The sequence below is a fragment of the Actinoplanes oryzae genome (genome assembly GCF_030757795.1).
Classification (GTDB): Bacteria; Actinomycetota; Actinomycetes; order Mycobacteriales; family Micromonosporaceae; genus Actinoplanes.
In genome coordinates this window covers 24,129-44,402 of the sequence record NZ_JAUQWH010000065.1, presented here as the reverse complement: position 1 = coordinate 44,402, position 20,274 = coordinate 24,129, and the positions used below count along the sequence as shown (strand labels likewise).

The following is a 20,274-nucleotide window of genomic DNA, read 5'->3' as shown; positions in this document are numbered from 1 at the left end:
AAAGGCGGCAGGGTGGGCACGGGCGCCCACCCTGCCGGTGAATCAGCCTGCTGGGTGCCGCCGGCGCAAGCACGGCGTTCACCGATGCGGGGCAGACTCGCCCGTTGGCGCAGATCCGCCGGCCGGAGCCCCAGCAGTCCCCGGCGCAGCAGCCCCCGGCCGAGCAGCCCTTGGCTCAGCGGTCGCCGGCGCAGCAGCCCCTGGCCCAGCAGCCTCTGGCCCAGCCGCCGGCCGAGCAGGGCGGCCCGGGCAGCCCGCTCCCGCGCCGGCAGGTGACGCCGCCGTCGGAGCGGCCGCCGTCCATGGCCGCGGCGGCGCAGGCACTTGCCGCGAAGGGCGAGGCCGGCGCGTCCGCCGGGCAGGAGGCCGACGGCCCGATCGACGTACCGCCCACCGCGGCCGACCCGGCGGTCACGTCGCGGCTGACGCTGCCGGGCCCCACGACGCAGACGTCCGCGCCTCGGCTGGCGGGTGGTGCGACGGGCGCCTTCCCGACGACTGCCTTCGCGGGCAACTCGGGTGCCTTCCGGACCGCGCAGCCGACCATCGCCCCGCCGGTCATCCCCGGTTCCGGCGGCGCGCAGCAGTCGAACGCGGGATCCAGCTGGAGCACCGGCTACACCGCGCCGGTCCAGCCGCCGGCCGACGACTTCGTGCCCGCCAACGAGGTGGAGCGCGACCTGCACCAGGCGTCGATCGAGCACAGCACCGACTCGTTCCTGTCGACGCTGCTGCTCGCGACGGTGCTCGTGCCCGTGGCGCACAACTCGCGGCCCGGCAGCTCGCCCGGTGAGGCGGGGTTCGCGTTCCAGACCGAGGAGATGGACGGCGAGCGGTTCCTGGTGGTCTTCACGAGCCGGGACAGGCTGGGCGACCACTATGCCGAGCCCACCCGCACCGTGGCGGTGCGGTTCGTCGAGCTGATCCGCAACTGGCCCGACCCGGCCTGGTCGTTCGCGGTCAACCCGGGCACCGCGGTCGGCGCGAAGTACCCCGGTCCGCAGGTGATCGCCCTCGCCAGCTGGGCCACCGAGGCCGGGCTGGGCGGCGAGACCGACGAGATGCTCGGTGACGCCGCCGTGGCGCTTCCGCCGGCGGGCGAGATCGAAGCACGTCCGACGACCATGCAGAAGACGGTGCCGCCGGAGCAGGTCGACTTCTATCTGGAGCGCGGCTACGACCGGGTTGCCGGATTTGTCCACCGAGCGGCCGAGGTCGAGCACCTGAAGACGCCGGCGGAGCTGTTCGCCGCGCTCGGGCTGGTGCACGACGACTCGCCGTACCAGGCCGACGCCAAGGAGGCGTTCGTGCTCCGCTGGCCGGCGCACCGGCCGAGCCTCTACCGCATCCCGTACGGCGGCCAGAACGAGCCGGCGCTGCGCGCCATGGACGGCTGGGTGATCGAGCGCGCGCCGTTCCGTGGCAACGGGTTCGCGCCGGGCGAGGGCCGGGACGTGATCGCCGAGTTCAAGGTGGACAGCGTCCGGCTGCCGCACGACACCCAGCTGTGGCGGATGGATGCCGACGGCGGCGAGCGTCTCGTGGCGGTCTTCGACGGCGATGCCCCGGGCTGGCGCAAGGTGGGAGAGCAGGATGCGTGACGGGTACGTCGTGACGTGGCAAGGGCGCGAATACGATGCCGCGCCCGACGGCGACAACGTCCGGATCTACGCGCCCGAGGGCGGCGAGGGCTTCGAGGAGGTCCGCCCCGGCCGGTTCGTGCGGGTGCTGCGCCCGGGCGAGTTCGCCGATCTCACGTACGTGCGGACGACCTGCTCGTGGCGCGGCCAGCCCTTCATCGTGCTCGCCGAGGTCGACGCCTGGCTTCGCGTCGAGTACACGGGCGGCCGGGCCCCGGTGGCGCGGGCGCTGGGCCTCGAGGAGTTTGACTTCGGCGTCTACCAGGGCTGGGCCCCCGCCAACGAAGTCACCGAACTCTACGAACACCGCGTCTGACGCACCGCCCGACGCAGTCGCCGAACGTCACGAGCATCGCGCCTGACGCACCGCCCGACGAAGCCGCGAACGACCGCTGAGCGCGGGGAGAACAGACGGCCGAAGGATGCACGGTAGCCGGCGAGAACAGACGGCCGAAGGATGCACGGTAAGCGGCGAGAACAGCCGGCTGAAGGACGCACGGTAGCCGGCGAGAACAGGGTGGTCGGAGCCCGCGGCTCAGGACTTGATCCAGCGCAGGATTTCCCCGGTCACCACGTCGGTCGCCTCTTGGTGCAGGAAGTGGCCGACGTCGTCGATCAGCCGCCACTCGTACGGGGCGATGACGTAACGCCCCGACCCCTGCGCCGTGCGGGGCAGCACGGCGGTGTCCAGCGCCCCATGCATCTGCAGCGTCGGCGTGGTGATCGGCTGCTGCATGAGTTTGACGAAACGGTATCCCTGGAGCCGCAGCGCCGACCGGAACACCCACCTGTACGCCTCCAGCGAGCAGAACGCCGCCTGCGGAATCCGCATGGCCTCGCGGCATCGGGCGGCATAGTCCGCGTACTCGTCGGTGTCTCGCCAAGCGGGACCGGCCCAGTGCTCGACCAGCGCACCCACCTCGGCCGCGTCGTCGCGCGTGAGCACGTGCTCGTAGCGCGGCACCTGGAACTTGAGGATGGCGCGGCTGGCGGCGAGCTGCCCGCGCGGGTCGGCGAAGAGCGCGGCGCGCAGCCGCAGGGGGTGGGCGGCGCCGAGGACGACGAGCCTGTTCACCATCTTGGGGTGGAAGGCGGCGGCGGCCCAGCCGATCATGCCGCCCACGCCGGCGCCGACGATCATGGCGGAGCGCTCCCCGAGCGCGCGGATGAGGCCGGTGACGTCGGCGGCCATCGTGTAGCCGTCGTAGCCGCGCGGCGGCTTGTCACTGGCGCCGTAGCCGCGAAGGTCGATCGCGACGGCGCGGAAGCCGGCGTCCGCGATGCGGGGCAGCACATCGTGCCACGCCCACCAGAACTCGGGGAAGCCGTGCAGCAGCAGCACGAGCGGCCCGGTGCCGGCCTCGACGACGTGGAACCGGCTGCCGTTGGCGCCGACGAACCGATGGGTCCAGGGGCCCTCGGTCAGCACGCACGACTCGTCCACCTGGGAAGTCATGCGACCCAGGGTACGGGTATGCGGCACCTTCGGACATTACGGTTACGAGACGTGCTCGAGCACCTCGAGGCGTACGGGCTCGCCCTCCCCGCAGTCGATGCGCAGGCGGGACGGGATGACGCGCACCCGCACGTGATCGCCCTTCGCCAGGGTCAGGCCCTCGTCCGAGTACATGGCGTACGGCTTCCCGTCCAGGTCGAGCAGCCCGTAGCAGGGTCCTGTGCCGCCCCGGACGATCCAGCCCTCGGTCCAGCCGGGGTCGGCGATCTTGTCCGTGGGAGTTTTCGCGATGCCGGAGGGCAGTGGCGGGACCGAAATGCCCGACGAGGCGGGAGCCGGGGCCGCTGGGGTGGTGGGCGACGCGCACGCCGTCAGGGCGATGAGCAAGAGAGCACCGATGAACTTCACTCCGATGAGACCGTGCGCGAGGCGGAAGGGTTCCCGGAAAAGGGAAACGCCCGGGAGCCGAAGCTCCCGGGCGCCGAAAACCCGAAGATCAGGAGAACTTGACCTTCATCGAGGTGCCGTTCTGCTCGGCAACCTTGATCTTGACCCCGACGGCGGGCAGCTTGACGCCGGCCCACGGGATCTCGGAGTACCAGTACTTCTTGGTGTCGTCGAACGTCGACTGCGCGGCCTGGCCCCGGATGTAGCTGGCCTTGCCGTTGACGTGCAGCGTGAACGAGTCGGCCTTGGTGAGGCTGAACGGCGCGTCGTACGTCTGGATGCGCGACCGCCAGGGCGTGCCCTCGATGTTGTAGATCGGCGCCGGGTGCGCGTCGATGATGAGGTTGCGGCCCTGACCCGGGTGGACGTTGACGTTGTTGTCCTTCTGGGAGGTGTCCCAGTAGGAGATGAGCAGGCCCTGCTGGAGCGGGAACTTCTCGACCCAGTCGGGGCGGGTGGTCGGCCAGCCGAAGTTGTACGGGCCGGTCTTCAGGTACTTGTCGTACGACACGTAGCTGCGGTTGCCCGCGATGTAGAAGTTGTCGTACGTCGCCGTGCTCGACGCCTCGACGATGCTGAACCCGTCGGCGGTCCAGGCCGGGGTGGCCTCGGCGCCGTCGGTGGAGATCGCGGTGCCGTTCGCCGTGATGGTGAGGTTGTCGCCGAAGAAGCCACCGGCGGAGACGCCGCCGTCGGTCAGGTAGTGCAGGCGGACCTGCACGCTCTTCCCGGCGTACGCGTCGAGCGGGATGTGGATGTCCTGCCAGGCGCCGCCGCTGGAGCCGCTGATGGCCGGCCGCGGGTTCTGCCCACCGTCGGTGCCGAGGGGCTGGCCGTTGACCGTGCCGTTGAGCGCGGTCCACGTGGTGCCGTCCGTCGACGCCTCGAAGTAGAGGTAGTCGTACCCCTCCTCGATCTCGTACCGGCCCTTGAGGTCGAGCGCCGCCGTGGTCTTGCCGGCGAGGTCGACCGTCTTGGTCAGCGTGGTGTTCAGCCCGTCGTCGTTGCCGGAGAAGTACTGCTTGGTTCCGGCGAAGGGCGCGCCGAGCTCCGTCGTCACTTCCTTGTCGGGCAGGACGACGACGGCGGCCTGGGCCTTCTTGGTGTTGTACTCCTGGGGACCGAGGTCGAGGGTCTTCTTCTGACCCGCGACGACGATCTCGTAGTCCAGCCAGCCGAGCTGCAGCTTCTGCCAGGCACCGAGGTCACCCGGGCGGACGCCGATCGGCTCGTTCAGCGCGCTGAGCCGGTTCTGGGCCATGAGCGTCCAGAACTCGGGGTTGGCGTTGCCGCTGACCGCGGTGTCGTAGTCGTCCGGCAGGCCGAGGTCGTGCCCGTACTCGTGGGCGAAGACGCTCATGCCGCCGTTCTCGGCCTGGATCGTGTAGTCCGAGATCCAGATGCCCGTGTTGCCGACCTGCTGGCCGCCGTACAGGTTGTAGGACGGGCCGGTGACACCGACGTCGTTCAGGTACGCGTTCCAGCGGTGCGCCCAGATGGCGTCCTCACCCTGGTACGGGTCACCGTCGGCCTGGTCGCCGCCGGCGTGGACGATCTGGAAGTGGTCGATGTAACCGTCGGGCTCGTTGAAGTCGCCGTCGCCGTCGTAGTCGTTGCGGTCCCACTGGTCGAACTCGGCGATCTCGGACTTGATCTGCGCGTCCGTACGCCCGGCGGCCTTGCGCTCCGCCACCCACTGGTTGACCGCGTCGGTGATCAGCGCCCACGTGTTGGTGTCGCTGCAGACGCCGTTGATGTCGCAGTCCCGGCCGTAGCGGGCCTCGTTGTAGGGCACCTTGACCCAGTCCGAGACCTCACCCTCGACGCTGTAGCGCCCCGAGGACTGCGTCTCGTAGTAGGTCTTCAGCGACTCGACGCCCTTGCCCTCGCCGAAGTACAGCTGCTCGTAGTGTTCCTTGCTGTAGTCCGCCTGCCAGATCGTGCTGTTGTCCTTGGTGCGATCCGGGGCGGGAATCGAGTTGTGCAGCGGACCGTCGAAGGTGACGGGCCCCGGAGTGTCCGGGTCGCTGTCCACATCGGGATAGTTCGGGTGACGCTCGTTGCCGAACTCGGCCAGGATCACGAAGATCTTGTCGGTGCGCTCGTTGCTGAGCTCGACGTACTGGTCCTTGCCCGCGGAATTCTTGTTCTTGCGGTTGCCGTAACCGTCACCTCGGGTCTTGCCGACCTTCGTGACGGTGCTGCCGTTGCGCTTCTCCGTCTTGAACTTGCCGGAGAGTACGCCCTGGACGGCCTCTTCGCGCAGCTCACGACGCTTGGCCTCGACCGGGTTGACCTTGTCGTCCACCTTCGGGGCCTTGCTGGCTGCCGTGGTGGGCTCCACCGGCGGCGCCGCCTGAGCCACGGTCGGAAGCGAGATTCCGACACTGGTCACCATGGCAGCGCCGAGTAGTCCCACGACTACCTTGCGCACGTACGTACCTCCGTCGACGTTCCCGGATCGCTGGGTGCAGCGGGCCGGTGTGCGTTGGTCCCGTGTTCGGGGCCAGAGGTGAACGTATGCAAAATTGGAGATGCATGGAAGTGGTGTGAGTGAATTAATGTGCGCGCAACGACATGGAGAGGTGTCTCTGGGCAACACCCCTCCACGTCCCTTTTTGCGTCAGTCCTCCGGCTTTGCCGACTGCATCCCGGAGGAGATGAGGTCCATGACCGTCGAGTCCTGAAGGGTCGTCACGTCGCCCAGCGAGCGGCGCTCGGCCACGTCGCGGAGCAGGCGCCGCATGATCTTGCCGGAGCGGGTCTTGGGCAGTTCCGGGACGAGCATGATCTGCCGCGGCTTCGCGATCGGCCCGAGCTTCTTCGCCACATGGGTGCGCAGATCCTGGATCAGTTGCTCACCCGCGTCGCCCTCGGTGTCCACATTGCCCCGCGGAATGGTGAACGCCACAATCGCCTGACCGGTCGTCGGGTCCGTGGCGCCGACCACCGCGGCCTCCGCGACCGACGGGTGCGACACCAGCGCCGACTCCACCTCGGTCGTCGAGATGTTGTGGCCGGACACGAGCATGACGTCGTCGACCCGGCCGAGCAGCCACAGCGCGCCGTCCTCGTCCTTCTTGGCGCCGTCGCCCGCGAAGTAGATCCAGTCGTCGCCGGTGCCGGCCCCCTTGCCGAAGCGCGACCAGTAGGTGTCGATGAATCGCTTGTCGTCGCCCCAGATCGTGCGCAGCATCGACGGCCACGGCTCCTTGAGGACCAGGAAACCCCCGCCCCCGTTGGGTACGGACGTCGCCTCGTCATCGACGACGTCGGCGGCGATGCCGGGCAGCGGCGTCATGGCCGAGCCGGGCTTCGTGCTGGTCACGCCCGGCAGGGGCGAGATCATGATCGAGCCGGTCTCGGTCTGCCACCAGGTGTCGACGACCGGGGTGTTCTCGTGGCCGACGTTCTTGCGGTACCAGATCCAGGCCTCGGGGTTGATCGGCTCGCCCACGCTGCCGAGCACGCGCAGCGACGACAGGTCGTACTTCGCGGGGATGTCGTCGCCCCACTTCATCATCGTGCGGATGAGCGTCGGGGCGGTGTAGAGGATCGTCACCTTGTACTTGTCGACGATCTCCCAGAAGCGGCCGCGGTGCGGGGTGTCCGGCGTGCCCTCGTACATGACCTGGGTGGCGCCGTTGGAGAGCGGGCCGTAGACGATGTAGGAGTGCCCGGTCACCCAGCCGATGTCGGCGGTGCACCAGTAGACGTCGGTCTCCGGCTTGTGGTCGAAGACCGCGTTGTAGGTGTACGACGTCTGGGTCAGGTAGCCGCCGGTGGTGTGCAGGATGCCCTTCGGCTTACCGGTGGTGCCCGACGTGTAGAGGATGAAGAGCGGGTGCTCGGCGTCGAAGGCGCGCGGCTGGTGCGTACGCTCCGCCTGCTCGACCGTCTCGTGCCACCACAGGTCCTTCTCGCCCCAGGCGACCTCTTCCCCCGTACGCCGGACGACCAGCACGTGCTCGATGCTGGGGCACTGGGCGACGGCCTCGTCGACGGTCGGCTTGAGCGCGGAGGGCTTGCCGCGGCGGTAGCCCCCGTCGGCCGTGATGACGAGCTTGGCGTCCGCGTCCTGGATGCGCGTGGCGAGCGCGTCCACGGAGAAGCCGCCGAAGACGACGCTGTGCAGGGCGCCGATCCGGGCGCAGGCCAGCATGGCGACCGCGGCTTCCGGGATCATCGGCAGATAGATCGCGACCCGGTCGCCGGCCGTGACGCCGAGCTCGGTCAGCGTGTTGGCCGCCTGGCTGACGCTGGTGAGCAGGTCGGCGTAGGTGATGGTCCGCGTGTCGCCGGGCTCGCCCTCCCAGTGGATGGCCACCTTGTCGCCGTGGCCGGCTTCGACGTGCCGGTCCACGCAGTTGTAGGCGATGTTCAGCTCGCCGCCGACGAACCACTTCGCGAACGGCGGGTTCGACCAGTCGAGCACCTGGTCCCACTTCTTGGCCCAGGCCAGACGGTCCGCCTGCTGCGCCCAGAACGCCTCACGGTCGCCGGCGGCCCGGTCGTAAGCCTCGGCCTTCACGTTGGCGTTCGCGGCGAGATCGGCGGGCGGCGGGAACTGCCGCGTCTCCGAATAGAGGTTCTCCAGCGACTTGCTCATGAGGGCGGCTCCTCTGCTCTTTTTTCTGCACACTAGTGGCGCCCCGGCAGGGCGGCGAGGCCTGCGAGCCAGGGCGCGCCGAGTGGGGGACCATGCGCGCCGACCGGGCCTGTCGTGATCGGTACTGCGCGAATCTTGCCACTTCCACGCCACTTTGCGCAGCACATGTTTCGGGACTTTTTCCCGCTACCGTAGTCCCCGTGACGAACGATCCGCTGGCACCGCTGCTCGATCTCCCCGGCGTCGCCGACGCCTTCGCCGAGGCCCGGGCCCGGGTCGACGCGGCCCTGCGGCACCGGGCGCTGCGCCGCCACGGCGGCCAGGTCGCGGCCGAGGTGGGGCTCCGGGCGGCCGTCGCGAGTGCGGCCCTGGAGGAGCACCGGCACGACCTTTCCGAGGTACGTGCGGGCACCGTCACCGACCCGGTGGTGCAAGGTGCCCTCCGCGTCTCCGAGGCGCTCGGCGGGCTCGTCGACCTCTGGCCCCGGGCGCCGCGTCAGGTGCTCGCGCGGCTGCACATGCTCGCCGCCCGGGGTTCCGTGGCCGAGCCCGCCCTCGGCCGGCTCACCTCCGGGGCGGAGCGGATCGACGCGCTGGCCGGCCTCGTCGCCGGCAACGAGCGCACGCCTCCGCTGCTGCTCGCCGCGATCGTGCATGCCGAGCTGCTCACCCTGCGCCCGTTCGCCGGCCCGGCCGGAGTCGTCGCCCGTGCGGCCGCCCGGCTCACCCTCGTCTCCCGCGGCTTCGACGCCCGGGGCCTGGTCGGCGTGGAGGAGGGACACCTCGCCCGCGAGCCCGAATATGTGGGCTCCGCCGGGGCGTACGCGACGGGCACCCCCGACGGCGTCCGGTCCTGGCTGAAGCACTACGCGGCGGCGGTGGCCGAAGGTGCCGACGAAATCGTCCGGATCGGCGATGAGGTTCTGTCCCCGGCTGCCGGGTGAGCGTTCTATTTTTGGTCGATGGACGACGACTGGAACCGGCCCTACTCGCCCGGATCCGGCCGCTGGCTGGTGATCGGCTGGGAGGCGGTGGCGTTCGGGCTGCTCGCCTGGGCCAGCGTGGACCTCTTCGGCATCAGCGGCGCCGGCCTGCACGTGCTGGCGATGGTGACGGCGGCGGTCTGGGTCGTGGCCGGGTGGCGGATCCTCGAGATGGGCGTCTACGTGCGGCCGGCCGGGCTGCAGATCCGGGGGCTGCTGCGCTCACGCACGCTGCGCTGGGACGAGATCGCGCACGTCCGGCTGCACCGGCACACCAACAAGATCGGCCGCTTCGAGATCGAGGGCGGGCTGACCGTGCTGATCGAGCGGCGCGACGGGTCGTACGTCAACACCGAGCTCTTCGCGCAGGGGATCGACTTCCACCGGCGGCCGCACGTCTTCCGCGAGGTCTATCACGAGCTGCGCGACCGGCACCTGGCCGCGGCGTCCTCCTGAGCTGCCCGCCCGCGGCGGCGACTCCGTGCGGCGCTGCCCAATGTAAGGACGGCGCCTCGCGTTCGAGGCGCCGCCGCTAGCGCGTCCGACCGGGTTATCAGGCGTGCACCTGAGTCGTTGTCGGCAGTCCTTCCGGCATCCGGAGGGTCCCGTCGCAACGTGCCTGCCGTGGCTGATCGCGCGTGGGTTCCCGGTGGCCGCGCACGGTGCCCGCTCGGGGCTTCCGCTCCTTCTTTCTACGCCTCGCCCGGCGCCTCCGCCAGGGGAAACCATATGGTCAGACGCTTGCGGCGGCCATTCTGGCCTTGCGGTGCCGACCGTAGACAGCGATGCCGATGGCCACTCCGACGCCGACTCCGAGGGCCGCCGCGGCGACCGGAACGGCCGGTTTCTCGCGCAGCCGGCGGCCCACCGGAATCGGGTGCCGGAACTCCAGCACGGGCCACGCTTTCTCCATCGCCACGCGCCGCAGGGTCCGGTCCGGATTGACCGCGCTCGGGTGCCCGACCGCCTCCAGCAACGGCAGGTCGCTGCTCGAATCGGAATAGGCGTAACAGGTGTCCAGGTCGTATCCGCGCTCGGCCGCCAGCTTGCGGACGCCCTCCACCTTGGCGGGGCCGGCCGAATAGAACTCGACCTCGCCGCTGAACCGCCCGTCGACTATTCGCATCCGGGTGGCGATCACGTCGGTGACGCCGAGCAGCATGCCGATCGGGCGCACCATTTCGTCGCCGGAGGCCGACACCAGCACCACGTCGCGCCCCGCCGCCTGGTGCTCGGCGATCAGGGCGGCTGCCTCGGCGTACACGTAGGGGTTGATGAGCTCGTTGAGGGTCTCCGCCACGATCTGCTGGACCTGCTCGACCCGCCAGCCCTTGCACAGCGCGGCGAGATAGTCGCGGGTGCGGGCCATGGTCTGCTCGTCGGTGCCCCCCAGCCGGAACATCAGCTGCGCATAGGCGGACTTCACCACGTCGCGGCGGCTGATCAGCCCATCGCGATAGAACGGCCGTCCGAAGGCCAGCGCGCTGGACTTGGCGATGACGGTCTTGTCGAGGTCGAAGAACGCGGCGCTGGGGCCCACGGGCCGAAAGTGTAGCCGTACGGCGCGAGGAACACGCCCGATGGTGCCGTGCTCGCATATCCGGTGACGGTGGGTACTCGACGGTGACGCGCGGCTGAGGCATGCTTGTGGTGCGACAGCGATTCATGTTGCTGGTGTGGCGGGATGTCGCGGTCGCGTTTGCCGCGCAGTTCGTGCGCCAGTCTCTCGGTGGTTGCGCCCCCCGCGATCACCGAGCGCGATTCGGCTCGACCCCCCCGGAGCCGAATCTCGACGACCCCCGTCGCCCCCGGCGGGGGTCGTTCCTTCCCCGGGCATGTTTTGCGCGGTGCCGGCGCTTTTCGCCTTAGCTGTCCGGCCTTTTGCGTGGCCTGTTTCCGCTCGGCTCGGGACCGTGGGGACTTCGTGGATTTCCGGCCCCTCCGGCGTGCCTTTCCCGCTTGACCGGGATCAGGCGCCGGTGGCCCGGCTCAGGCCGGCGGGGTGATCGTCGTCGGGCATGCCGAAGAGCTCGCTGAGGCCGGTCACGGAAAGCACGCGCCGGAAGCTGTCGCTCGGGTTGACGACCACGAAGCGGCTCTCCGCCTCGGTCGCGGCCCGGTAGCCCTCGATCAGCGCGCCCAGCCCGGTGGAGTCGATGAAGGTCGCGCCGCCGAGGTCGATCTGGACGCGCTCCGGCGACCACTTGCCCAGCGCGTCGCGGATGCCCTGGGCGACCTCGTCGGCGTTGGAGTAGTCGATCTCGCCCAGCACGGACACGCAGGCGGTGCCGTCCTCGAACGTGCTGCGGATCGGGTTCTCCATGCCAACTCCATCGGTCGTGTCGGCACCAACATACCCAACGCCGAGCCCGTTCAGTCTTCCCCTGCCAGCGCCGGACCGCTCATCGTACGCCCGGTCCGAGGGGATTTGCACGGCTCCGCATAGCAGATCAAAGCCCCCGGGCGCCGGTTGTCCACAGGCCGCGCCGCTGTCCACAGGTTATCGATCTTGGCTTGAGCGCCACCGCCGCGTGCCGCCACCGTAGGGCCCTCACCAGCCGTCCCCGCTCCGCTGGAGGCCCGATGTCCCCGTCCGACCCGGTTCCTGCCACGCACCGCTCCGCCCACGCGCACCGCGTCCCCCACTCCCACTCCACCCGGCGGCCGCTGCTCGTGACCGGTGACCAGCACCTGCTCGACGACCTGCTGCGCCTGGCCGCCGCCGGTGGCGCCGAGGCCCAGGTGGCCCCCGATCCGGCGGCCGCCCGCGCCCACTACCGCTCCGCGCCGCTGGTGATCGTCGGCGCCGACCAGGTGGCGGCCTGCGGCCGGGCCGGTCTGCCCCGCCGCGACAGGCTGATCGTCGCGGGCTACGGCGCGGTGCTCGAGCCGCTGTGGGAGCTGGCCCAGGCCCTCGGCGCCGAGCACGTCGCCCTGCTGCCCCAGGCGGAGCCCTGGCTCGTGGACCGCTTCGGCGAGCAGCCCGGCCCCGCACCGCAGGGCCGCGCCGTCGCGATCGTCGGCGGCCGTGGCGGGGCCGGCACCTCCACGCTCGCGGCGGGCCTGGCCGTGACGGCGGTCAAGTCGGGGCAGCGCACGCTCCTGCTCGACGCCGACCCGCTCGGCGGCGGCCTCGACCTGATCCTCGGCTGGGAGCGGATGAGCGGTCTGCGCTGGTCCGCTCTCGCCGAGGCCGGTCCGGGGTTCGAGCCGTCCGCCCTGCTCGGTTCCTTGCCCGCCGACGGCGACCTCGTGCTGCTGTCCTTCGCCCGCGACGCCCTGCCGGGGGTGCCCGGTGAGGTCATGGCGGTGACCCTCGCCGCCGCCCGCAGGCTGCGTGACCTCACCGTCGTCGACCTGCCGAGGCATCTCGACGACGCCGCCGTCCTGGCCCTGCAGTCCGTCGACGAGGCCTTCCTGATCGTGCCGGCGGACCTGCGGGCGGTCGCCGCGGCGGGCCGCGTCGCGGCTGCCGTCCGCCTGCACTGCGCCGCCCTGTCGGTCGTGGTGCGGGGCAATCCGGCGGCGAGCACCGTGACTGCGCGCGAGGTGGCCCGCACGCTCAGACTCCCGCTCGCCGCCCAGGTGCGCCACGAGCCGGCGCTCTGCGACGCGGTGGAGCGGCGGGAGCCGCCTGCCGCCACCGGCCGCGGGCCGTTCGCGGACAGCTGCCGGGAGCTGCTGGCGCTGATCACCTCCCGGGCGACGGAGGCCGTGGCATGACCGCCCCGAGCCGGCGTGGGCGGACGACTGCCCGGCCGCGGCACTCGTCCGACGGCGGCGCCGAGGGTGGCCCGGCCGCCGTGACCATGCGGATGCCCTCCCTGGCCGAGCGGGTCCGTCGCCACATCGCCGAGGAGCACGGGGAGGCGACCCCGGCCGCCTTCGTCACCGCCGTGCGGCAGGAGGCCGACGCCGCGGTGCTGGGCGACACTACCGTGCTCAGCCTCGCCGGCCGGGTGCGGGACCAGCTCGTCGGTGCCGGCCCGCTCGCGCCCCTGCTCGCCGACCCCCAGGTCACCGACGTCCTGGTCAACGCCGACCAGGTGTGGGTCGACCGGGGCCACGGCCTGCAGCGCGCGGCCGTGCGGATCGGTGCTCCCGACGACGTCCGCCGCCTGGCGCAGCGCCTGGTCGCGGCGTGCGGGCGGCGGCTCGACGAGGGGCAGCCGTTCGCGGACGCGCGGCTGGCCGACGGCACCAGGCTGCACGCCGTCCTGCCTCCGGTGGCCACCGCGGGGCCCTACCTGTCGCTGCGGACGTTCCGGCAGCGGCCGTTCGGCCTCGACGACCTGGTCGCCCAGGGCACGGTGCCGCCCGCCCTCGCCCCGGTGCTCGAGGCGCTGGTCGCGGCGCGGCTGGCCTATCTGGTCACCGGGGGCACCGGGTCGGGCAAGACGACGCTGCTGGCCACCCTGCTCGGCCTCGTCCCGCCGACCGAGCGCATCGTGCTGGTGGAGGACGCTGCGGAGCTGCGGCCGGTGCACCCACACGCGATCACCCTGCAGGCACGCACCGCGAACGTCGAGGGCGCCGGCGCGGTCGGCCTCACCGACCTGGTGCGTCAGGCCCTCCGCATGCGCCCCGACCGCCTGGTGATCGGGGAGTGCCGGGGCGCGGAGATCGTCGACCTGCTCGGCGCGCTCAACACCGGCCACGAGGGCGGTGCGGGCACCCTCCACGCCAATGCGCCGGCGGACGTCCCGGCCCGGCTGGAGGCGCTGGGCATGCTCGGCGGGCTGCCCCGGGCCGCCGTCCACGCGCAGGTCGCCGCCGCGCTGCAGGTCGTCCTCCAGCTCCGCCGCACCGACCAGGGCCGCCATCTGGATTCGATCGGCGTGCTGCTGGCAACCGGCGAGGAGCGGTTCGTCACCGTCGTGCCCGCCTGGCAGCGCGGCCGCGGCACCGGGCCCGGATCCGCCACGCTGGTCCGGCTCCTCACCGAGCGCGGCGTCGCCGTGCCGGCCGTGCTGGGCGGCCGGTCGTGACCCTCCTCGCCGCTGTCCTGATGCTGCTCGCCGCGGGAGTCGTGGCCTGGCCGGCACCGTCCGGGCTGCGTCGGCTCGGTCCCCGCTCGCGGGCGCCCCGGCGGCGGCCGGAGCTCGAGCAGCTGCTCGTGCGCGCGCCCAAGGGCTTCCCCGTCCTCGCGTCGCTGGCGTCCGCGGCTCCGGCCGCGGCGACGGGCGGTCCGATGGCCGCCGTCGTGGCCGGGATCTATGCGGCGGTGGGCGCGCACTTCGCGACCCTGGCCCTCCGGCGGCGCCGCGCGGCCCGGCAGCAGCTTGCCGAGCTCGACGCACTCAGCTCCCTCGCCGCCGACCTGCGCGCCGGGGCCACCCTGCCCAGCCCCGGCGGGGTGGTGGGCGCGAGCCGCCTCGGCGCCGTTCTCGGTGCCGTGCAGCACCTGGCCGAGCGCACCGGGGCCCCGGCTGCCGACCTGCTCGACCGGGTCGAGGCCGACGCCCGGGCTGCCCGGCGGGCGCAGGCCGCGGCCCAGGCCGAGGCCGCCGGCGCGCGGGTCACGGCGCTGCTGCTCGGAGTGATGCCCCTCGGCGGCCTGGGGCTCGGTCGCGCCTTCGGGACCGACCCTGTCCACGTTCTGCTGCGGACGCCCGTCGGTGCGGCGTGCGCGCTGACCGCGGCGGCTCTGCACGTGACCGGTCTGCTCTGGTCCAACCACATCGCCCACGGGCGGGAGGCGTCCACGAGCGCCTTCCGGCTCGCCGGCGCCGCAGGCCTCCAGCCGGCCGACTCCACAGGCCTCCAGCTGGCCGACTCCACAGGCCTCCGGCTGGCTGATGCCACAGGCCTCGGGTTCGCCGGGGGCACAGGCGGGGAGGTGGCCCGATGATCGAGCATCCGTGCGGGGCCGTGGCGATCTCGGCCACGGGCGGCGGACCGGTGCGTGTGCCGTTCCGGCTGTGCTGTGTGGCGGCGCTGTTCGCGCGGGGCGACGAGGGAGATGTCCCTCCCGGGTGCGTGCTGGCACGGACCGTTGGCCGGCCCGACGCGGGTCACGCCCAGCCGCGCGACGATCTGGGGCGGGCGGCATGAGGCACCGGCTGGTGGTGTCGCTGCTGTGCGGGGCCGCCGTCGCCTGGTATTCGGGGCGGTGGTGGGGGATCGCGCTGGGCGCTCTGGTGGCGTACGGGACCGAGCGCTTCCTGCGCCGGCAGGAGCCCGCAGCCGTGCGGGCGGCGCGCGAGCAGGCCGAGGCCGACCTTCCGCTCGCGGCCGAGCTGCTGGCTGCCGCGTTGCGGGCCGGTGCCCCGGTGGAGCGGGCGGTGGCCGCCGTGGCCGAGGCCCTGTCCGGGCCGCTGAGCGACCGGCTCGACCGGGTGGCCCGATCCCTGCGGCTCGGCGCCGATCCTCCGGAGGCGTGGGCCCACCTCGCCGCGCTGGGCGGTGCCGACCGGCTCATCGCGGCGGCGGTGCGGTCGAGTGCCAGCGGGGCGGCGCTGGCCGGGGCGCTGACGCGGCTGGCCGGCGAGTTCCGCGCCGACAGGGCGATCGCCGCGGAGGCGTCCGCCCGGCGCGCCGGGGTGCTCATCGTGCTGCCGCTTGGTCTGTGTTTCCTGCCCGCCTTTCTGCTCACCGGGCTCGTCCCGGTCGTGGTCGCCGTCCTCGGCGACGTGATGTGAGCCAGCACCAGGTGTCGCCGTCCCCGGCGGCGCCCGAAAGAACGTCGCCGGCCAAAGGCGACACCCGAAAAACGTCGCCGTTCGCGGTGGCGTGCGAGAGAAGTGAGGAGCAACTCTTCGTGCACCGATTGATCGCTCAGCTGGTCGGCCCGCGTGGGGCCGATGACGGGTCGCACACGGTGGAATACGCGGTGGGCGCCATGGCGGCAGCCGCGTTCGCTGCCGTGCTGCTGAAAGTCGTCCAGAGCACGTCCATCGCCACGCAGCTCACCAAGCTGATCAGCGAGGCCCTGCATTGATCGCGCGCCGGCAGCCCGCGCCGGGCGACCAGGGGTCCTACACGGTGGAGCTCGCCGCCGGGCTGCCGGCGCTCATGCTGCTCCTGCTCGCGGGGCTCACCGCCGTCTGCGCCGTCGTCGCCCAGGGCCGCTGCGCCGACGCGGCCCGGGAAGGCGCCCTCATCGAGGCTCGCGGCGGCCCCGGTGCCAAGGCCGCCGCCGGCATCGCTGCCGACGGGGCGCGGATCGAGGTGACGAGCTCGGTGGAGCAGGGCACTGTGGCCGTTGTCGTGCGAGCTCCGGTCCCGCTGCTCGGCGACATGCTTCCGCAGCTCACCGTCGAGGGGCGTGCCGTGGCCGCCCGGGAGCCGGGAGCACTGCCGTGACCAGCCCGGAACAAGACCAGCCGCAGCCGCAGCCGCAGCCGGCGCTGTCGGGGCCGACCGGCCGGGAGACGGCGCGGCGGGAGGTGGCGTGGCAAGAGGCGGCACGGCGGGAGGCAGCGTGGGACCGGGACCGGGGGTCGGCGACGATCATGGTGCTCGCGGTGGGGCTGGTCATGGTGTTCGCGGGCATGGCGGGAGCGGCCGTCGGCGCCGCCCGGGTGGCACGGCACGAGGCTCGCACGGCGGCCGACCTCGGAGCGCTCGCCGGGGCGGCCCGGGCGATCGAGGGCGAGCCCGCCGCCTGTGCGCGCGCCGCCGAGCTGGTCGCCGCGAACGGTGGCCGCCTGGTGCGCTGCTCCCTCGACGGCCGGGAGCTGACGGTCACGGCCGAGACGGACCTCGAGCTGCCCGGCTACACCGGTCGCGCCGGGGCGGTGGCACGAGCCGGCCCGGTGACTCCGCCGGGTACCGGGCCGCAGCCGGCTGCCGGCCGTCCGGTGACGTTTCCGGGCGCCGTGGCGGAGGGCGGCGCCGGGTCAGGGACTCTGCGGGAGGTGGGCGAGGACGATGTCCAGGACGTGGATCGCCTTGGCCTTGTCCAGGGGGTTGTTGCCGTTGCCGCACTTCGGCGACTGGACGCACGACGGGCAGCCCGCGTCGCAGACGCACGTGGCGATGGCTTCACGGGTGGCGCCGAGCCAGGCGCGGGCCGTGGCGTGGGCCCGCTCGGCGAAGCCGGCCCCGCCGGGGTGGCCGTCGTAGACGAAGATCGTCGGGCTGTCGGTGTCCTGATGGTCGGCTGTGGACAGGCCGCCGATGTCCCAGCGGTCACAGGTGGCCATGAGCGGCAGCAGGCCGATGGCGGCGTGCTCGGCGGCATGCAGGGCGCCGGGGACGTCCGCGGGCTCGACCCCGGCTGCCAGCAGGGCGCCGGGGCTGATGGTCCACCAGACGGCGACCGTGCGGAGCTGGCGGGCCGGGAGGTCGAGCTGGTGGGTGTCGATCACCTCGCCGGTGCGCAGGCGCCGGCGCTGGTAGGAGACCACCTGGCTGGTGACGTCGACGTCGCCCAGGAAGAGGCTGACCGGGCCGGTGTCGAGGCGCTCGCGGACGGCGACGACGGAGACGTCCGTGACGTCGCGGGCGTGGGTGGACCAGTCGGGGTCCGCGGCGTGGACGAGCGCCACCGCGTCCTCGAGGTCCAGGTCGTCCACCAGATAGGTGGCGCCCTGGTGCAGGTAGACCGCGCCGGTGTGCAGCATGACGTGGGAGGAGCCGGGGTCGACCGTGCCCAGCAGGCGGCCCGTGGCGGACTCGACGACGGCGACCGGGGCGCCGCCCGTGCCGCGCAGGTCGACGTCGGGGCGGCCCTGGTGCGTCCAGTACCAGCCGGTGGGGCGCTTGCGCAGGGCTCCCGAGGCGACCAGCCCGTCGACCGCGGCCTGGGCCGTGGCGCCGCCGAAGAGCTCGAGGTCGGCGGGGCGGAGCGGGGCCTCGGCGGCTGCGCAGCACAGCTGGGGCCCGAGGACGTAGGGGTTGGCGGGGTCCAGCACCGTCGCCTCGACGCCCCGGCCGAAGAGCGCCTCGGGATGGTGCACGAGATAGGTGTCCAGCGGGTCGTCGCGGGCCACCAGCACGGCGAGCGCCTCGCCGCCGGCGCGCCCGGCCCGGCCCGCCTGCTGCCACAGGGAGGCCCGGGTGCCGGGATAGCCGCAGATGAGCACCGCGTCGAGGCCGGCCAGGTCGACGCCCAGCTCGAGGGCGTTCGTGGAGGCCAGGGCCAGCAGGTCGCCGGTGAGCAGGGCACGCTCGATGGCCCGCCGGTCCTCCTTGAGGTAGCCCGCGCGGTAGGCGGCGACGCGGCTGCCCAGGCCCGGGACCGCCTCGTCCAGCTGGTGGCGGGTCATCGAGGCGACGACCTCGGCGCCGCGGCGGGAGCGGACGAAGGCGAGCGTGCGGGTGCCGGCCACCACCGCGTCGGTCAGCAGGTCGGCGGTCTCGCTGAGGGCGGAGCGGCGGGTCGGCGGCAGCTCGGGGTCCTCCGCGGGCAGCAAAGGCGGCTCCCACAGGGCGAAGGTCACCGCGCCCCGGGGCGACGCGTCGTCGGTCACCGCGGTCACGGGCAGCCCGGTCAGGCGGGAGGCGGCGCCGGCCGGGTCGCCGGAGGTGGCCGAGGCGAGGACGAAGGTGGGGTTGCCGTGGTAACGGGCCGCCATCCGGCGCAGGCGACGCAGCACGTGCGCGACGTGGGAGCCGAAGACGCCGCGGTAGGCGTGGCACTCGTCGACCACCACGTAGGCCAGGTGACGCAGGAAGACGGCCCACTTCTGGTGACTCGGCAGCATGCCGTGGTGCACCATGTCCGGGTTCGTCAGCACGAAGCGGGAGTGCTGCCGGATCCACTCGCGCTCCTCGCGCGGGGTATCGCCGTCGTAGGTCGCCGGGCGTACGCCATCGAGGCCCAGGCGTTGCAGCGAGCGCAACTGGTCCGCCGCGAGCGCCTTGGTCGGGGAGATGTAGAGGACGGTCGCCCGGGGGTCGGCGAGCTGGCGGCTGAGCGCGGGCAATTGGTAGGCGAGCGACTTGCCCGACGCCGTGCCGGTGGCAATCACCACATGTTTGCCCTCGTGGGCGAGGGTCGCGGCGGCCGCCTGATGCGCCCAGGGCTCGAAGCCGTAGGCCTCCCGCAGCTCTCCGGGAGCCCACGAGGGCCAGGGCACGGGGCGTCCCACGCGCGCCTCGACGTGCTCGACATGGGTGATCGGCGACTCGTCCGCGCTGGTCCGGCCCGCGCGCAGCCGGTGCAGCAACTCGGCCGGGCCGAGCGCGCCCAGCGGCTGCCGGGCTGCGGGCACACCCCGGGCTGTCGTTGTCACGTCCTGCACTCTGACACCGGTATGACGCCAACCCCAAACGGGTACGACGGTGGGTGCCACGCGCCGGGGAAGACGGACGGTGGTTAGATTCGCTCGGGGGATCGGCTGCCTGCAGGCTTGTCCGGAGGGAGGAGGACCGATGGAGCTGTCTCTGACGACCCGTACCGTCGGCGAGCACACGGTGCTCGACGTCGGCGGTGAAGTGGACGTCTACACCGCACCACGGCTGCGGGAGCGGCTCGTCGAATTGGTCGACGGTGGTGCCCGCAATGTGGTGGTGGACCTGGCCAAGGTCGACTTCCTCGACTCGACGGGGCTCGGGGTGCTGGTCGGTGCGCTCAAGCGCCTCCGCGCCGCCGGTGGCACGTTCGGGCTGGTCTGCGCCAAGGAGCCGCTGTTGAAGATCTTCCGGATCACCGCGCTGGACCAGGTCTTCCCGATCTACCCCTCCGTCGAGGCCGCTACCTCAGAACGCTCCGACAACCCTCCGACGGCGTGATGGCAACAGTACGGCTGTCGTTCTCGCCCGCCCCCGTGCACGTGCGCACGGCGCGGCTGGTCGGCGTGGCGGTGGCCCGGCGCGCGGGGGTCGCCGAGGACCTGCTCGACGAGGTGCGGCTCGCCATCGGTGAGGCCTGCACCCGGGCGGTGGCCCTGCACAATCAGTACGGCATTCCCGACCTGGTCATGGTCGAGATGTCCGACTCGGACTCCTACACGGTGCGGGTCATCGACCGCGCACCCATCGAGGCCAGCATCGGCCTGACCAAGCTGCCGCCGGACGAGCTGGCCGACGAGTCGCTGACCGACGAGGCGCTGACGACGGGCGTGGGCTTCGCCCTGCTCGCCGGCTTCGTCGACGACCTGCAGGTGCGCCCCGTGGACGAGGGCATCGGCACCGAGGTCCGCATGGTCTGGCCGGTCGCCCGCAGGTAAGAGCGCCCGACGGGACGGGATC

The 20,274-nt window shown here is 72.5% G+C and carries 20 protein-coding genes and 1 pseudogene; 14 read left to right on the top strand and 7 right to left on the bottom strand.

Going from position 1 to position 20,274, the window contains the following annotated elements:
* The first annotated feature begins 104 nt into the window (after positions 1 to 104).
* Together RBH18_RS21575 and RBH18_RS21570 are read left to right on the top strand one after the other, a co-directional pair.
* Positions 105 to 1,601 (top strand): SseB family protein, encoded by a 1,497-nt coding sequence (locus RBH18_RS21575; protein ID WP_306210550.1) that lies wholly within the window; start codon positions 105 to 107, stop codon positions 1,599 to 1,601.
* Entirely contained in the window at positions 1,594 to 1,956 is a 363-nt protein-coding gene (locus RBH18_RS21570) for a hypothetical protein (protein WP_306210548.1), read from the top strand. The genes RBH18_RS21575 and RBH18_RS21570 overlap by 8 nt, the downstream gene beginning before the upstream one ends.
* Before the next feature lie 219 nt (positions 1,957 to 2,175).
* On the opposite strand, the gene RBH18_RS21565 is transcribed toward RBH18_RS21570, so the two are convergent.
* The 4 genes from RBH18_RS21565 to acs form a co-directional block, all read right to left on the bottom strand.
* Positions 2,176 to 3,096 carry an alpha/beta fold hydrolase gene (locus RBH18_RS21565; RefSeq protein WP_306210546.1) on the bottom strand — a complete coding sequence of 307 codons (921 nt, stop codon included), beginning with the start codon at positions 3,094 to 3,096 and terminating at the stop codon, positions 2,176 to 2,178.
* A 42-nt stretch (positions 3,097 to 3,138) separates the two neighbouring features.
* Complete coding sequence (locus RBH18_RS21560; RefSeq protein WP_306210543.1) at positions 3,139 to 3,483, bottom strand: hypothetical protein; 345 nt, start codon at positions 3,481 to 3,483, stop codon at positions 3,139 to 3,141.
* A gap of 109 nt (positions 3,484 to 3,592) precedes the next feature.
* Positions 3,593 to 5,962, bottom strand: a complete 2,370-nt coding sequence (locus tag RBH18_RS21555; RefSeq protein ID WP_456237632.1) for an immune inhibitor A domain-containing protein — start codon at positions 5,960 to 5,962, stop codon at positions 3,593 to 3,595.
* Between the two features lie 204 nt (positions 5,963 to 6,166).
* Complete coding sequence (acs, locus tag RBH18_RS21550; protein WP_306210539.1) at positions 6,167 to 8,152, bottom strand: acetate--CoA ligase; 1,986 nt, start codon at positions 8,150 to 8,152, stop codon at positions 6,167 to 6,169.
* Positions 8,153 to 8,352: 200 nt separating this feature from the next.
* Between acs and RBH18_RS21545 the strand changes: the two genes are divergently transcribed.
* On the top strand, positions 8,353 to 9,096 hold the full coding sequence (locus RBH18_RS21545) for a Fic family protein (RefSeq protein ID WP_306210537.1): 744 nt from the start codon (positions 8,353 to 8,355) through the stop codon (positions 9,094 to 9,096).
* Positions 9,097 to 9,114: 18 nt separating this feature from the next.
* The gene (locus RBH18_RS21540) at positions 9,115 to 9,591 is read left to right on the top strand and encodes a PH domain-containing protein (protein ID WP_306210535.1); all 477 of its coding nucleotides are present in this window, start codon (positions 9,115 to 9,117) and stop codon (positions 9,589 to 9,591) included.
* Positions 9,592 to 9,868: 277 nt separating this feature from the next.
* On the opposite strand, the gene RBH18_RS21535 is transcribed toward RBH18_RS21540, so the two are convergent.
* On the bottom strand, positions 9,869 to 10,675 hold the full coding sequence (locus RBH18_RS21535) for an HAD family hydrolase (protein ID WP_306210533.1): 807 nt from the start codon (positions 10,673 to 10,675) through the stop codon (positions 9,869 to 9,871).
* A gap of 429 nt (positions 10,676 to 11,104) precedes the next feature.
* A complete protein-coding gene (locus tag RBH18_RS21530; protein ID WP_306210531.1) occupies positions 11,105 to 11,458 on the bottom strand; it encodes an STAS domain-containing protein in 354 nt (117 codons plus the stop codon).
* Between the two features lie 350 nt (positions 11,459 to 11,808).
* Between RBH18_RS21530 and ssd the strand changes: the two genes are divergently transcribed.
* The 8 genes and pseudogenes from ssd to RBH18_RS21490 all read left to right on the top strand — a co-directional run.
* Positions 11,809 to 12,858 (top strand): septum site-determining protein Ssd, encoded by a 1,050-nt coding sequence (ssd, locus tag RBH18_RS21525; protein WP_306210560.1) that lies wholly within the window; start codon positions 11,809 to 11,811, stop codon positions 12,856 to 12,858.
* Positions 12,859 to 12,950: 92 nt separating this feature from the next.
* On the top strand, positions 12,951 to 14,123 hold the full coding sequence (locus RBH18_RS21520; RefSeq protein ID WP_306210558.1) for a TadA family conjugal transfer-associated ATPase: 1,173 nt from the start codon (positions 12,951 to 12,953) through the stop codon (positions 14,121 to 14,123).
* Positions 14,120 to 14,986, top strand: coding sequence for a hypothetical protein (locus tag RBH18_RS21515; RefSeq protein ID WP_306210529.1), 867 nt, complete (start codon positions 14,120 to 14,122; stop codon positions 14,984 to 14,986). The genes RBH18_RS21520 and RBH18_RS21515 overlap by 4 nt, the downstream gene beginning before the upstream one ends.
* On the top strand, positions 14,983 to 15,189 hold the full coding sequence (locus tag RBH18_RS21510; RefSeq protein WP_306210562.1) for a hypothetical protein: 207 nt from the start codon (positions 14,983 to 14,985) through the stop codon (positions 15,187 to 15,189). Before RBH18_RS21515 ends, RBH18_RS21510 begins: the two co-directional genes overlap by 4 nt.
* Positions 15,111 to 15,776: a type II secretion system F family protein gene (locus RBH18_RS21505; protein WP_306210527.1), complete on the top strand. Its 666-nt coding sequence runs from the start codon at positions 15,111 to 15,113 to the stop codon at positions 15,774 to 15,776. The genes RBH18_RS21510 and RBH18_RS21505 overlap by 79 nt, the downstream gene beginning before the upstream one ends.
* Positions 15,773 to 16,075, top strand: a complete 303-nt coding sequence (locus RBH18_RS44150) for a DUF4244 domain-containing protein (RefSeq protein WP_372338958.1) — start codon at positions 15,773 to 15,775, stop codon at positions 16,073 to 16,075. Before RBH18_RS21505 ends, RBH18_RS44150 begins: the two co-directional genes overlap by 4 nt.
* Entirely contained in the window at positions 16,072 to 16,440 is a 369-nt protein-coding gene (locus tag RBH18_RS21495; RefSeq protein ID WP_306210525.1) for a TadE family type IV pilus minor pilin, read from the top strand. The genes RBH18_RS44150 and RBH18_RS21495 overlap by 4 nt, the downstream gene beginning before the upstream one ends.
* Before the next feature lie 149 nt (positions 16,441 to 16,589).
* Positions 16,590 to 16,895, top strand: a pseudogene (locus RBH18_RS21490) (Rv3654c family TadE-like protein); the annotation flags it as partial.
* Positions 16,896 to 16,976: 81 nt separating this feature from the next.
* Here RBH18_RS21490 and RBH18_RS21485 read toward each other — a convergent pair.
* Positions 16,977 to 19,325: a DEAD/DEAH box helicase gene (locus RBH18_RS21485; RefSeq protein ID WP_372338957.1), complete on the bottom strand. Its 2,349-nt coding sequence runs from the start codon at positions 19,323 to 19,325 to the stop codon at positions 16,977 to 16,979.
* Between the two features lie 130 nt (positions 19,326 to 19,455).
* Between RBH18_RS21485 and RBH18_RS21480 the strand changes: the two genes are divergently transcribed.
* Both RBH18_RS21480 and RBH18_RS21475 read left to right on the top strand, forming a co-directional pair.
* A complete protein-coding gene (locus RBH18_RS21480) occupies positions 19,456 to 19,815 on the top strand; it encodes an STAS domain-containing protein (RefSeq protein ID WP_305787710.1) in 360 nt (119 codons plus the stop codon).
* Positions 19,812 to 20,252, top strand: coding sequence for an ATP-binding protein (locus tag RBH18_RS21475; protein ID WP_306210519.1), 441 nt, complete (start codon positions 19,812 to 19,814; stop codon positions 20,250 to 20,252). Before RBH18_RS21480 ends, RBH18_RS21475 begins: the two co-directional genes overlap by 4 nt.
* Positions 20,253 to 20,274 lie beyond the last annotated feature (22 nt).